Source organism: Rhodococcus jostii NBRC 16295 (assembly GCF_001894825.1).
Taxonomy (GTDB): domain Bacteria; phylum Actinomycetota; class Actinomycetes; order Mycobacteriales; family Mycobacteriaceae; genus Rhodococcus_F; species Rhodococcus_F jostii.
In genome coordinates, this window is record NZ_BCWY01000154.1 from 1 (window position 1) to 13,326 (window position 13,326).

Annotated in this window: 15 protein-coding genes; 8 read left to right on the plus strand and 7 right to left on the minus strand. The window is 68.4% G+C overall.

The features are described from left to right. The 4 genes from RJ1_RS43095 to RJ1_RS43110 form a co-directional block, all read right to left on the minus strand. Positions 1-985, minus strand: a 985-nt coding sequence (locus tag RJ1_RS43095) for a PPE domain-containing protein (RefSeq protein ID WP_143169601.1), incomplete at its 3' end; no start/stop codon positions are given. 34 nt (positions 986-1,019) lie between these two features. Then, on the minus strand, positions 1,020-1,325 hold the full coding sequence (locus RJ1_RS43100) for a PE family protein (RefSeq protein WP_073370465.1): 306 nt from the start codon (positions 1,323-1,325) through the stop codon (positions 1,020-1,022). A gap of 147 nt (positions 1,326-1,472) precedes the next feature. Continuing rightward, on the minus strand, positions 1,473-1,823 hold the full coding sequence (locus tag RJ1_RS43105) for a metallopeptidase family protein (protein WP_073370468.1): 351 nt from the start codon (positions 1,821-1,823) through the stop codon (positions 1,473-1,475). A 1-nt stretch (position 1,824) separates the two neighbouring features. After that, positions 1,825-2,928 carry a septum formation family protein gene (locus RJ1_RS43110; protein ID WP_073370471.1) on the minus strand — a complete coding sequence of 368 codons (1,104 nt, stop codon included), beginning with the start codon at positions 2,926-2,928 and terminating at the stop codon, positions 1,825-1,827. 81 nt (positions 2,929-3,009) lie between these two features. On the opposite strand from RJ1_RS43110, the gene RJ1_RS43115 reads away from it, so the two are divergent. From RJ1_RS43115 to RJ1_RS43135, 5 genes are all read left to right on the plus strand, one after another. Further along, the gene (locus tag RJ1_RS43115) at positions 3,010-3,429 is read left to right on the plus strand and encodes an ankyrin repeat domain-containing protein (protein WP_073370474.1); all 420 of its coding nucleotides are present in this window, start codon (positions 3,010-3,012) and stop codon (positions 3,427-3,429) included. A gap of 33 nt (positions 3,430-3,462) precedes the next feature. Beyond that, positions 3,463-4,719, plus strand: coding sequence for a serine--tRNA ligase (gene serS, locus RJ1_RS43120; protein ID WP_073370476.1), 1,257 nt, complete (start codon positions 3,463-3,465; stop codon positions 4,717-4,719). Positions 4,720-4,814: 95 nt separating this feature from the next. Continuing rightward, on the plus strand, positions 4,815-4,997 hold the full coding sequence (locus RJ1_RS43125; protein WP_012691106.1) for a (2Fe-2S)-binding protein: 183 nt from the start codon (positions 4,815-4,817) through the stop codon (positions 4,995-4,997). Positions 4,998-5,087: 90 nt separating this feature from the next. Beyond that, positions 5,088-5,573 (plus strand): bacterioferritin, encoded by a 486-nt coding sequence (bfr, locus tag RJ1_RS43130; RefSeq protein ID WP_072938629.1) that lies wholly within the window; start codon positions 5,088-5,090, stop codon positions 5,571-5,573. A gap of 104 nt (positions 5,574-5,677) precedes the next feature. Beyond that, complete coding sequence (locus RJ1_RS43135; RefSeq protein WP_073370478.1) at positions 5,678-6,865, plus strand: MFS transporter; 1,188 nt, start codon at positions 5,678-5,680, stop codon at positions 6,863-6,865. A 52-nt stretch (positions 6,866-6,917) separates the two neighbouring features. Here the strand turns inward: RJ1_RS43135 and RJ1_RS43140 are convergent, their stop codons facing one another. Together RJ1_RS43140 and RJ1_RS43145 are read right to left on the minus strand one after the other, a co-directional pair. After that, positions 6,918-8,465 carry a Rieske 2Fe-2S domain-containing protein gene (locus tag RJ1_RS43140; protein WP_073370480.1) on the minus strand — a complete coding sequence of 516 codons (1,548 nt, stop codon included), beginning with the start codon at positions 8,463-8,465 and terminating at the stop codon, positions 6,918-6,920. A 99-nt stretch (positions 8,466-8,564) separates the two neighbouring features. After that, entirely contained in the window at positions 8,565-9,398 is an 834-nt protein-coding gene (locus tag RJ1_RS43145) for a hypothetical protein (RefSeq protein WP_073370483.1), read from the minus strand. An 89-nt stretch (positions 9,399-9,487) separates the two neighbouring features. Between RJ1_RS43145 and RJ1_RS43150 the strand changes: the two genes are divergently transcribed. The 3 genes from RJ1_RS43150 to RJ1_RS43160 are packed head-to-tail and all read left to right on the plus strand — an operon-like array spanning position 9,488 to position 11,850. After that, positions 9,488-10,243 (plus strand): lysophospholipid acyltransferase family protein, encoded by a 756-nt coding sequence (locus RJ1_RS43150; protein WP_073370486.1) that lies wholly within the window; start codon positions 9,488-9,490, stop codon positions 10,241-10,243. 9 nt (positions 10,244-10,252) lie between these two features. Beyond that, positions 10,253-10,984, plus strand: coding sequence for a lysophospholipid acyltransferase family protein (locus RJ1_RS43155; RefSeq protein WP_073370488.1), 732 nt, complete (start codon positions 10,253-10,255; stop codon positions 10,982-10,984). Between the two features lie 44 nt (positions 10,985-11,028). Next, positions 11,029-11,850 carry a Cof-type HAD-IIB family hydrolase gene (locus RJ1_RS43160; protein WP_073370491.1) on the plus strand — a complete coding sequence of 274 codons (822 nt, stop codon included), beginning with the start codon at positions 11,029-11,031 and terminating at the stop codon, positions 11,848-11,850. Positions 11,851-11,881: 31 nt separating this feature from the next. On the opposite strand, the gene RJ1_RS43165 is transcribed toward RJ1_RS43160, so the two are convergent. After that, positions 11,882-13,326, minus strand: a 1,445-nt coding sequence (locus tag RJ1_RS43165) for an N-acetylmuramoyl-L-alanine amidase (protein ID WP_143169602.1), incomplete at its 5' end; no start/stop codon positions are given.

Here is a 13,326-nt window from a genome sequence, read left to right on the forward strand (position 1 = left end):
CGTCGCCGATCACGCCGCCCGGTGCGGGCGCCGGTGCGCCGGATCGAGCGCCCTGGCCGAGCCCGTCCGTCTTGCCCCAGCCCTCGGGCAGCGTCGCACCGCCCGTGACTCCGGCACCGATCGCACCGACCGAGGTGCGGGCCGCCGCGGCGCTGGTCGACGCGGAGCCGCCTCCGTACGAGCCGCCCGACATCATCGGCGCGCCGACCGTCATCGGGGTGGCGCCGCCACCGGTGACCGCGGACAGTGCCGCGCCACCGATGTTGCTCGCCGCCGACGTGGCGGTGGAGACGGTGGTACCGGCGATGCTGCCGACCTGCGATGCGGCGGTGGTGACGGCCGGGTTCTGGCCAGCGGCCATCAGTGCGGCCGCGGCAGCCCGCGTGGGGTCGAATTCGCCGTCCGACGGGATCTCGTCGAAGCTCCCGACTTCCTTCGAATCGGCCTTGGTGACGATGCGCGGCGGCTGCTTGTACGTGCGCTTCAGAGCCAGGATGTTCGACGCGGCCTCGTAGCCTTCCATCACGAGCCCGGCGCGGATGTCCATCGCACGGTCGGCGGCTTCCGCGGCCGCGGCCGTGCCGTTCAGCGCACCACCCGTCGAGTACGCGGTGGTCTTCGCCGTCTTGACCGCGATGATCTCGGGAATGCTGGGCATGATCAGCGCGGCAGTGGTGTACGCGCCCGCCTCGAGCCCCGCCTTCGCTGCCGTATCTGCTGCGAGCTCGGCGCATTCGGCCGTCCACACCGTGAACGGCGTGATCTTGGCGAGAGCCGCGACGGCGGACACACCCTGCCAGCCCGCGGCGAGTTCGGCCATCACACGGACGAGCGTGAGGTTGGCGTCGACGAAGCTGGTGGACAGCGCGGTCCACGCCGCACTCGCCACACTGAGCGGCACCGGGCCGGCGCCCGCGACGAGGGTGGTCGAGTTGACGGTTGCCCCGCGGGGCAACCAGATGACACCTGTCAGTCCCATGGTCATGTCTGATCTCCTGGTGGTCTCGAGGCGCCCGCGGTCACATGCCCGCAGCGAGGGACGCGCCGAGCGCGAGGTCCTCGGCGGCATACAGCGCGGCCTGGGTGCGGAGCGTGTTCGCGGTCTCGCGCATCTCGAGAATGCCCTGGGCGACAGCGGGAGTGAACGTGGTGGCCACGGTGTTGAAGTAGCCGGCCGCGTGCAGCGAGACCTCCTCGCTCCCCGACGGGAGCACGCGGATGGCCGCGGAGTTGAGAGCGACCGAAGCCTCGAGACGCGCGGCGAGCGCGTCGAGTTCCACGGCGGCGGCGACGAGAGCTTCAGGTGCGACGTGCAGAGTGGGCATTGCGTCGAACTCCTTCTGACCTAGGCAGGCGGAAGGCAGTGGCCCCCCGGCAAACGGACTGCATGGTGCAGCTGTCCCTACACACTTGGACGCTGCAACTCGCTCTTCGGTTCCCCCCGATCCCGAGAATCGTCTCGGGAAAACCGTTCATCCCCAGCCGAGCTCGTGCAAGCGATCTTCTTCTATCCCGAAGTAGTGCGCAACCTCGTGTATCACGGTGACGGCCACCTCGTGCACGACTTCCTCCTCCGAACTGCAGATGTCGAGGAGGGCGTCGCGATAGACGGTAATCGTATCGGGTAGCGATCCGCCGTAATGACTGTCCCGCTCCGTCAGCGCGATCCCGTGGTAGAGCCCCAGAAGGTGGGGGTCTTCGTCGTTGCGGTCGTCGACGAGGACGACGACGTTGTCGATGGCGGCCGCGAGCTGCGGCGGGATCAGGTCGAGGGCGTCGCCCACCAATTCCTCGAATCGGCCGGGCGTCATGCGCACCGCCACATCAGTTCCCGGGGGGCACTGCGCCGGGAAGCGGGGTCGGCACCGACCTGCCCTCCGGGATCGGCGGCGGCGGTACCGGGGCCGCGCCGTTGATGAGGATCTCGCCCTTCGCCGAACCGGTGATGGTCGAGAAGCCCCCGGCGTCGGTCTCCTTGCCCACCGAGCAGTTGACCCGCCTGCTGCCGGCCAGCCAGCTGTCGAGTTCGAGGTTGTCCCAGAACAACGTCAGCGTCTTGTCCCGCAGAGCGTCCGCCGAACCGAGGTACTCGTTGGCGGCCTGCGTGCACACACCTTCGAGGTACTTGTCCTGGTCTTCGACGGACGGCATCGAGGCCGGGAACTGGGTGGCGAGGTCGACGACGGAAATCACTTCGAAGGCGTGGGGCTGCGCGCAGTCGACGGGATCGGTGGGCACGTTCTGGTTGATGCCGATGCAGGTGCCCGGATCCCAGATGTTGGACTGGTCCTGCTCAGCCACCCTGCCGGTGAACGGCAGCAACGTGCCTGCGGTGCTGGAGAATTGGAGGCCGCAGCGCAGGGTGCGCTCGCCCGACGCCCAACCGGACTCGCTGGGGAACATGAGACCCACACTGAACTTGCCGTACGGATCGAACTTCGCGCCCAGATAGGAGTCGACCGCGGGCACACAGTGCTCGTCCCGCAGCGCGGCGAACCGCAGCGCACCCGGATACCGCGAACCCGGACCGAACTCGGCGCCCGGGTAGGCGCTGAGGTCCAGCGGCGCCGCCACCTCGAACCGGTGCTCGTCGGAGCAGTCGACCTTCGCGACGTCCTTCCGGTCTTCCTGGGGATCGTTCGACGGCGTCCAGTCGAGGCAGTCGCCGGCCGCCGCCGAGGAGAACGCGTCGCCCTCCACGGCTCCGGTCGCCTGCGGTCCGGAACCGTTCGAGTGCGTCGGAAGGTTCTCGCTGCGGTTGAATCCGCCCGCGATCGCGAAGGTGGCGATCGCTGCCACGACGGCGCCTGCGGCGACGGCCGCCAGCGCGCGACGCGTCGTGGTCGCGGACATGCTGTGGGGAGCCTTCCCCGGTTGCCCGGAGTTCTCCGGCTGGGGCTCGGCGCCGTTCGATTGATCTGAGGACATCGATTTCCATAATGCCCGTTCCGATCGTGGAAGCAGAACAACTCCCGCAAGCGGCTCGAACCTCGCGTAACTTCGACGACCATGAGTGACGATCCGCAGCAGTCCGCCGAGCCGGTCGATCCCGAACTGCAGGAGCTCGCCGGGCGGGTGTTCGATACGGCACGATCCGGCGACGCCGTGTCCTTGGCCACGTACGTCGACGCGGGCGTCCCGGTGAACCTGGCCAATCAGAACGGCGACACCCTGGTGATGCTGGCCGCCTACCACGGGCACGCGGAGGTCGTTCAGGTCCTGATCGACCGCGGTGCCGACGTCGACCGGCTCAACGACAAGGGGCAGTCTCCGCTGGCAGGGGCCCTGTTCAAGGGTGAGGACGCCGTGGTCCGGACGCTCGTGGCGGGCGGCGCCGATCCCACCGCCGGGCATCCGACCGCCGTCGACGCCGCCCGCATGTTCGGCCGCGAGGACCTGTTGAGCCTGCTGGAACCGAAACCGGAGTGAGCCGCTCTACGGCGCCCGGTAGGGTTTGAAGCCGTGATTGACCTGAAGTTCCTCCGCGAGAACCCCGACGCCGTCCGTGAGTCGCAGCGCACCCGCGGCGAAGATCCGTCCCTGGTCGACGCGTTGCTCGAGGCCGACGCGTCCCGTCGAGCCGCTGTTCTCGCAGGCGACAACCTGCGTGCCGAGCAGAAGGCGTTCGGCAAGAAGGTCGGGCAGGCGTCACCGGAGGAACGTCCGGCGCTGCTCGAGGGGTCCAAGGAACTCGCCGCCAAGGTGAAGCAGGCCGAGGCCGCGCAGCACGAGGCGCAGGCCGCGCTCGACGCCGCGCACCGGGCGATCTCCAACATCGTCCAGGAGGGCGCACCCGCCGGAGGTGAGGACGACTTCATCACCCTCGAGACGGTCGGCGACGTTCCGACGTTCGACTTCGAGCCCAAGGACCACCTCGAGCTGGGCGAGTCGCTGGGCCTGATCGACATGGAACGCGGCGCGAAGGTGTCGGGCGCCCGCTTCTACTTCCTCACCGGCTTCGGCGCCATGCTGCAGTTGGGGATGCTGCAGCTGGCCGCGCAGAAGGCCATGGCCAACGGTTTCCAGATGATGATCCCGCCGGTGCTGGTGCGCCCGGAGATCATGGCGGGAACCGGATTCCTCGGTGCCCATGCGGACGAGATCTACCACCTCGCGGACGACGACCTGTACCTCGTCGGTACGTCGGAGGTCCCGCTGGCCGGATACCACTCGGGCGAGATCCTCGACCTCGCGGAGGGCCCTAAGCGGTACGCCGGCTGGTCGACGTGCTTCCGCCGCGAGGCCGGCAGCTACGGCAAGGACACCCGCGGCATCATCCGCGTCCATCAGTTCGACAAGGTGGAGATGTTCACCTACTGCAAGCCCGAGGACGCCGACGCGGAGCACCAGCGTCTGCTCGGGTGGGAGCGCGACATGCTCGCCGCCATCGAGGTGCCCTACCGGGTGATCGACGTCGCGGGCGGCGACCTGGGGTCGTCGGCGGCCCGCAAGTTCGACTGCGAGGCCTGGGTGCCCACTCAGCAGGCGTACCGCGAGCTCACCTCGACGTCCAACTGCACGACGTTCCAGGCGCGGCGCCTCGGTGTGCGGTACCGCGACGAGAACGGGAAGCCGCAGACGGCCGCGACCCTCAACGGCACCCTCGCCACCACCCGGTGGATCGTCGCCATCCTCGAGAACCACCAGCAGTCCGACGGCACCGTCCGGGTGCCCGAGGCGCTCGTGCCGTTCGTCGGTACGGATGTTCTGAAACCGTAATCCGCCTCACCGAAATTGTGGGAAGGCTACCCTTGCGCGATCGCACGAATGATGTAACCCTTACCTAATCTGGTTGGTTGGTTAAGGAGCTCCACATGTTCGTGTGCATCTGCAAGGCCGTGACGGAAGACGAAGTGCATGAGCACTGTGCCGCCGGGGCCGACAGCGCGGATGCGATCGGTGAGCGTTGCGGCGCCGGATGGGGATGTGGAACCTGCGTCGATCGGTTGAAGGAGATTCTGGGAGAGCGGACGGTCGTCGGCAGCACGGCCGCGTGACGAAACTGCAGCACAACTGAATCCCGCGATTCGCTACAGAGCGGTATCGCCAGTGGTACGTTCGCCTCAACCGGGGCGAACGGAGAAGTCATGCGTGGCGACGACGAGATCATTGCTCTTCTCAACGAACAGTTGACCAGCGAGCTGACGGCGATCAATCAGTACTTCCTCCACTCCAAGATGCAGGCCAATTGGGGCTTCACCAAACTCGCGGACAAGACGCGTGCCGAATCCATCGAAGAGATGACGCACGCCGAGATCCTCACCGACCGGATCCTGTTCCTCGAAGCGCTGCCGAACTACCAGAAGCTGCTGCCGCTCCGCATCGGGCAGGATCTGCGTGAGCAGTTCCATTCCGACCTCTCCATCGAGGTCGAGGTGGTCGAACGCCTGCGTCCGGGAATCCAGATGTGCCGCGAAAAGGGCGACGCCACGTCCGCGAAACTCCTCGAGGGGATCCTCAAGGAGGAAGAGGACCACATCGACTACCTCGAGACCCAGATCGAACTGATGGACAAGATGGGCGACCAGCTCTACATGGCCCAGCTCGTCGACCAGCCGCCGACCGTCGGATAGGTCGAAAACGGGGTGACACTCCCCGTATGGAGTGCGACACTGGGCGCGTGAGATACCCCGCCGCCCAGCCTTGACCCAGTTCGCAGCGTTCTCTCGCGGTCCGCGTGGTCGGCTACGTGTCCACGCGCGATCTCATTCCGCTGTACGGGCTCTATGACCTGCTGTTCGCCGACCACGGCCTGAGCGTCGGTCAGATCTCGTCACTGTTCGTCATCTGGTCCGTCGTGTCGTTCGTCGCGGAGGTGCCGTCCGGTGCCTGGGCCGACACGGTGTCCCGCCGTGGCCTCCTCGTCCTCGCGTCGATTCTGTACACGGCCGGATTCACCGTGTGGATCCTGGTGCCGTCGTACGCCGGATTCGCGGCCGGGTTCGTGTTGTGGGGGATCAGCGGGGCCATCCAGTCGGGCACGTTCGAGGCGCTGCTGTACGACGAACTCGTGGCGCGCGGCGCGTCCGGCGACTTCGCGGGGTTGCTCGGCTACGCCAACTCCGGCGCCATGGTGTGCAACCTTCTCGCGACCCTGACGGCCGCGCCGCTGTACGTCGTCGGCGGATATCCGCTGGTCGGGTGGGTCAGTGTCGGTGCGACCGTGGTCCACGGCTGCTTCGCCCTGCTGCTGCCGGCGGCCCCGAAGGTCGAGGAGGCGGACGAGACGCTCGACGGCGCGGAGGATCACGCCGGACTCGCGGCCCGTTATGCGGCGATGCTGAGGGCGGGCATCGGTGAGGTCACGCGCGAGGCGGTGGTTCGGCGTGGGGTGCTGCTGTCGGCGGTGCTGATCGCCTTCCTCGCGTTCGACGAGTACTTCGGGTTGCTCGCGCGTGACAGCGGAACGCCGACGGCCTCCGTTCCGCTGCTCGTGGCGATCACCGTCGGCGGTCAGGTGGTCGGCACAGCCCTCGCCGGACGCACGGCGTCGATGCGTGCGGTCACCATGGGGCGGGCCGTCGCCGTCGGCGCCGTGTTACTCGGCGCCGGAGCGCTGCTCGGGGGCGTCCCCGGATTCGTCGCGATCGGCGTCGGCTACGGCATTCTCGGCAACGCGATGATCGTGACCGAAGCACGCGTGCAGGATTCGATCACAGGCCCCGCCCGGGCCACCGTCACGTCGGTGGCGGGACTGTTCGGCGAGGTGGCCGCGGTGTCGATCTTTGTCGGTTTAGCCGCCGGATCCCTGTGGCTGTCCGTCACGACGCTCGTTGCGGCACTGGCCGTTCCGGTGCTGCTCTCGTCGGTTCTCGTTCGGCGGTGGCTGCCGCCGGTCCGGGCCGACGCCGCCACTGCCGGGTGAATGTACCTTTCGGCGCGTCAGATGCGCCGAAAGGTACATTCACCCGCTGAGCTCAGAGCTTGCTGGACCGCAGTTCGTGCCCCTTCGACGTCTTGCAGCGTCCCGATTCGAGGTCCCACTGCCAGCCGTGGAGGTTGCAGGTGAGGTTGGTGCCGTCGACGACGCCGAACTTCGACAGGTCGGCCTTGAGGTGCGGGCACCGCCGCTGGATCTCGTAGCCACCCAGTTCGATCGACGCGGAGTCGTCGTGGGCCTCGGCGAACCAGCCGTCGGCGTACGCGATGCGCTCGTCGGTGAGGCACTTGAAGAACGTGTAGAGGAATTCGTTGTAGCCGCCGACGCGCCACGCCTCGAAGCGGGTGGACAGGAAGATGGTGTTCACCCAGTCGGGTTCGTCGTCACGCAGCACCGTGCGCACCAGCTCGGGCGCGATGCGGAACCCGTAGCGGTACTTGCCGTCCTTCTCGCCACGCGCACGGACGGTGCGCTGCGGGAAGTCGAGGACGACGGTCTCGTCGCCCATCACGAGGCCGACGGGGTAGCCGATGCCGTCGCAGATGAGGTCGGACTGCTTCATGATCGGCTCGAACTTGGCCTTCAGCGCCTCCAGCAGCGGCTCGCCCTCGGCGGGCGCCCACGTGGCCTTCTCGGCGGCGAGGACCGGCGCCATGCGCTGCGCCATGTCCTCGATGTACGCGGCCTTGTCGGAGAAGATCTTGTCGACCTCGGCGTCCGGGATCGGATGCGTGAGCGTGAGCTCGCCGCCCTTCAGATCGGCCGTCGACCCCGGAATCATGAGGATGCCGCCGTCGTTGCCGTGGATCCGCATCTGCTCGAGGAACGTGATCTGGTCGGGGAAGATGTTGCCCTCGTCGCCCCGGTCGTCGTTGAGGTAGCGCAACGCGTCGTCGAGGAACACCGGCGGTCCGGCGGACGGCACCACCCACGTGGCCGCGACCTGCTCGATGTAGCTGCGGCACCGGTCCATGCCGCGCTGCCGCTTCTGCTTGCCGAAGTTGGCCTTCGTCTTGGTGGGGATGTCGTAGACCATCGGGTACCAGATGGCGCCCGAGTACTGCAGCAGGTGGATGTCGATCTTGCCGAACTCGTCGTGCAGGACGTCCATGTCGACGGGTCGCGCGTCGTTCATGTTGAAACACGTGGTCTCGCCGTCGGACACCACGAGACCGGAGTCGCCGATCGGACCGTCCGCGGGCGCGCGCAGCGCGATGATCATGATGTCCAGGTCACCCTTGGGACCCGAGACCTTGTGCTTGACCGAGTCCTCGGTCTCGAAGAACTTGTGGAAACCCAGCGCCTCGAGTTCACGCTTGAGGTCCGGCACCGGGTAGTCGGGGAGCAGCACCGTCGCGTCCTTGTTGACGTGCTTGCTCAGGTTCTCCGGGTCGAAGTGGTCCTTGTGCAGGTGCGAGACGTACAGGTAGTCGCAGTTGCCGAGGGTGTCCCAGTCGAGCTGGGTGTTGTCCGGGAACGGGAACCAGGACGCGAAGTACGCGGGGTTCACCCAGGGGTCGCACAGGATCGAGCCTGCCTCGGTCTGGATGTGGAATCCGGCGTGTCCGACGCTGGTGACCTGCACTGGTTTGCCTCCTGGGAGCTGAGCGACTGTTCCAGGGTAGGCGTTCCCCCCAGGTGAGTGACAATGCGCGCTCCAGCACACCGTGCCACTCACGTGGGGTCAGGTCACTTCGCCGAGGCAGTAACCGTCGGGTCCGATGGACAGGGTGACCCGCTTGGTCTCGGTCACACCGGACACATCGGTGACCGGAACGGACACGTCCAGGTAGTCGCCGCGGACGGGCGTGGCGGTCATCGCGTCGGCGGCGAACGCCGTGGTCCCGGCCAGGACGTCGGGGTCGGATTTGAGCGGAGGCTGACCGCCGCTGCCGGTGCCGGACGGGTCCCACGGGCTGAAGCCGGGGCAGATCAACGGGTAAGCGGTCTCGGTGTCGGCCCGGTTCACCGGCGCGCCCGACTCCCGCGACAGGAAGCGGGTGACGGCGTATTCGGCGTCGACGGGGGTGTAGAAGTCGACGGTTCCGGTGGGGTGGACGTGCGGGCAGGCGTAACCGGACGCGATCTCGCTGCGTTTGACGGACACGGTGGTCCCGCCGCCCGTCCACGACACCGCGAACTGTCCGTCGATGCCAGGTTGGCCGAGCGCCCCGAGGATCGCGGCCGTGTCGGCGTACTGGTCGGCGGCCTGGGCGGGCGGCAGCGTCCAGCATCTCGCGGGGACGGTGTCGGGCCGGGTCACCAGGTCCGTGGCCCAGGTGCGGACGGCGTCCACCGCTGTGGGGTTGCCGGGCACCTCGCCCACGACCACCTGCGGCACGGGAGCCGAAGGCTGTGGCGTCGTGGTCGTCGCCTCGGCTGCCGACGTGGGAGCGGAGACGGTGTCGGCCGGGGCGTCCTCCGTCGGGATGCCGGACTGCGAATCGCACGCCACCCCCGCCGCGAGAATCACCGCGACGACCGGCGCGATGAGCGCCCTCCTACCCCTGCCACCCATCTCCAGCGCGCCCTTTCTCTCGACTCCCCACCGAATGTCCGTCCCCGACGGCGGGCCAGATCGCGGATACCCGGCTACGCTAGCCGATTGTGGAACCCGTCTACCGAACCGTCATCGGCATCGCCCGCACCGTATTCGCCCTCGAGGGGCTGAAGTTCACGGTCCAGGGTGATCAGCACATTCCGGCGACGGGTGGGGCGGTGATCGCGATCAATCACACCGGCTACATGGACTTCACCTATGCCGGACTTCCGGCCCGCCGCGTCAAGCGGTACGTCCGCTTCATGGCGAAGAAGGAAGTGTTCGACAACAAGATCTCGGGCCCGATCATGCGCGCGCTCAAGCACATTCCGGTCGACCGGGCCGCCGGTGCGGATTCGTACAAGGCGGCTGTCGACTTTCTGCGTCGCGGTGAACTGGTGGGCGTCTACCCCGAGGCGACCATCAGCCGGAGCTTCGAGATCAAGGACTTCAAGTCGGGTGCCGCGCGCATGGCGATCGAGGCGGGCGTGCCGATCGTCCCAGTGGTCATCTGGGGTGCGCAGCGGGTGTGGACGAAGGGGTTCCCGAAGCGGCTGGGCCGCACGAACACTCCGATCTCGATCGCCGTCGGCAAGCCGGTCCAGCCGTTCGAGCCTGCGTCCGAGCTCACGGAGAAGCTGCATGCCACGATGAAGACGATGCTCACGGACCTCCAGCAGGGGTACGACCACCCGGCCGGCGAGTACTGGGTGCCCGCGCGTCTCGGGGGCAGTGCACCGACGCTGGAGGAGGCGAACAAGATGGACGCCGCCGACGCCGAGGCGAAGGCAGCGTCCCGCAGGTCCCGGGAGACCGGTAGCTAGAGGGTGCCGGTGGAGCCTGTCTACACGGCTGTCGAGTCGACGGCCAAGGCGTTGTCCCTGTTCCAGGGTCTGCGGATGACCCGGGTCGGCCTCGGCAACATCCCTTCCGAGGGCGGTGCGGTGCTCGCGGTCAACCACACCGGATACCTGGACTTCGTTCAGCTGGCACTCGCGGTCGGTGCGGTGGACCGCACACTGCGGCTGATGGCGAAGGCCGAACTCGCGAACAACAGGGTGATGGCGTTTCTGATGCGCGGGTGCGGGGTGATCCCGGTCGACCGGACGGCGGGCGCCGGGGCGTACCTGGCCGCGGTGGATCGGCTCCGCGAGGGTGAGCTGGTGGGTGTGTACCCGGAGGCGACCATCAGCCGGAGCTTCGAGATCAAGGAGCTGAAGTCGGGTGCGGCGCGCATGGCGATCGACGCGCAGGTGCCGATCGTGCCCGTCATCGTGTGGGGCGCTCAGCGGATTGCCACCAAGGGCAGGCCGAGACATCTTGGGCGGCACCGGTTCCCGGTGACCGTCGAGGTCGGCCGGCCGATCGCCCCGCGCGAACCGGCGGAAGCCCTCACCGCGACCCTGCACACGGAGATGGACGCGATCCTGCGCCGGGTGCAGAACGGATTCGACCATCCGGCGGGCGCGGACTGGGTGCCCCGACGTCTCGGCGGCAGTGCGCCCACCATCGAGGAGGCCACCGAGATGGACCGCCGCGAAGCCGAGCAACGCGGGGCGGGGTAACGGCCGCCCGGCGGGGTCGTCGGCTCGGCAGGCAGAATGGCCGGGTGAGCCCAGACCGACCGAGCCTTGTAGCGTCCGATGTCGACGGCACCCTGATCGGGGAGGACGAGCGCGTCAGTGCCCGCACCCGAGACGCCGTCGCGTCGGTGGTCGCGTCGGGAACGCCCTTCGTGCTGGCCACCGGCCGGCCCCCACGCTGGATCCATCCCGTGGTCGAGGGCCTCGGCTACGCGCCGCTCGCCGTCTGCGCCAACGGCGCCGTCATCTACGACAGCGACAGCGACCGCGTACTCAGCGCCGCGACCCTCGACGTGGACACCCTCACGTGGCTGTCGGCGATCGCGCTCGACGTGCTCCCCGGTGCCGGACTCGCGGCGGAGCGGGTCGGTGTCAGCGCCCATGACGCGGCGACACCGCAGTTCGTGAGTTCGCCCGGATACCAGCACGCCTGGCTCAACCCCGACAACACCGAGATGTCGGAGCACGAGGTGGTGGCGGCCCCCGCGGTGAAGCTGCTGATCCGGGTGCCGGGAATGTCGAGTCAGGCGATGGTGGACGCGCTGGCACCGCACATCGGGGGCCGGGCCGACGTCACGTTCTCCACCGACAACGGGCTGATCGAACTGTCGGCGTCCGGCATCACGAAGGCGTCGGGGCTCGCGATCGTGGCCGAACGGCTCGGCGTGACGGCGTCACAGATCGTGGCGTTCGGCGACATGCCCAACGACATTCCGATGCTGAACCTCGCGGGCCGGGGTGTCGCCGTCGAGAACGCGCACCCCGACGCCAAGGCCGTTGCCGACGAGGTCACGGCCACCAACTGGGACGACGGGGTCGCGAAAGTACTCGAGCGCTGGTGGTCCTGAGACCACCAGCGCCCGAGAGGGTGAAACCCGATCAGCCGGCCGGAACCGGTGCGGGCTCGACCGGAGCCGGCGCGGGCGCGGGTTCCGGTGCCGGAGCGAGAGCCGGTGCGGGCTCGGCCGGTGCCGGCGGAATCTGCGCCGGGTCCGCGGGCGGTGCGACGGGCGCCGCGGCATCGACCCGGGCCCCGTTCTTGTATGCCTCCGCGTACGTGTCGTTGTAGGTCTTCAGGACCTTGGTGACGATGCCGGTCAGTTCGTTGAAGATCAGCGAACCGTTCTCGAAGTCGGTGCGCAGACCGCCCGGGATCGTGTACTCGTCACTGGTCGGCAGGCCCAGTTCGCCGTTGTCGGCGCCGAGACTCTGCCAGGTCTTGAAGATCTGACCGAGGACCGCCCACACGCCGCCGTTGGGCGAGGTGAAGATGGCGCCGTTGGTGAACTCGGCGCCCGAGTTCCCCGCCTTGGCCTGCAGCAGTCCGCTGAGGGCCTGACCGAGCCGGCCGGTGTCGCCGCCCTCCGCGACCCACTTCTGCGCGACCGGCGACGGGTCGGTGAGCCGCAGCAGTTCGTTGACCAGGGCCGGGATACCCGCGCCGAGGCTGGCGCTGGCATCGGTGCCGGGACCGCCGGACGGTGCCGGAGCCTCACCCGCGGGTGCGTCCGACGCGAGGGAGGCGTTGCCACCGCCGAGGTTGGCGGCCGCGATCTGCCGGATCTCGTCCATGTGTGAGTACGCCGCGTCGCCCGGGCAGGACGTGTTGCCGACGTCGCGGTGCGCGAAGATCACCGGCAGGTCAACGGCCTCACCCTCGGCGTACGGAGTGAACTCGGTGCCCTCGGAGTACATCGTCGTCTCACCGAGCGGGTCGAGTCCGGCCTTGCCGAGCTTCCAGCCGAGGAACTTGCCGACGGCGTCGAGGGTGGCCTGCGGCGGATCCTCGGACGAGAAGTCGCCCATCATCGCGACGCCGGTGGTGTTCTCGTTGAATCCGCCCGCGTGTGCGCCCTGGACCGGACGGTCGAGACCGCCGGCGCGACCCTCGAAAATCTGGCCGTACTTGTCGACCAGCGCGTTGTAGCCGATGTCGCACCAGCCGAGGGTCTGCGCGTGGTACGCGTAGATTGCCCGGACGATCTCGGCCGATTCTGCCTTCGAGTAGTCGTTGGCGCCCGCGGTGTGGTGCACGGTGGCACCGCCGATGAAGTCATCGTAATCGGGGTCCTGGCAGCGGATGGACTCGTCCGCCCCCCACTGCTGACGGCTGATGACCTTGGGGCCGCCGCTGTCGAGCGGGCTCGCGATATCGCTGAGGGTGGCGTCGCCGGGGCCGCTGCCCGGTTCGATGAGCACGGCCGTGACGTCGTCGGCGCCCGCCCGCGCCGGCTGCTGACGCAACGGTGTGTTGACGGCGGCGGGGGTGTAGCCGAGCGGCGCGGCCCCGTCTGCGGCGGGCGCCGGTGCGGGAGCGGGGGCCT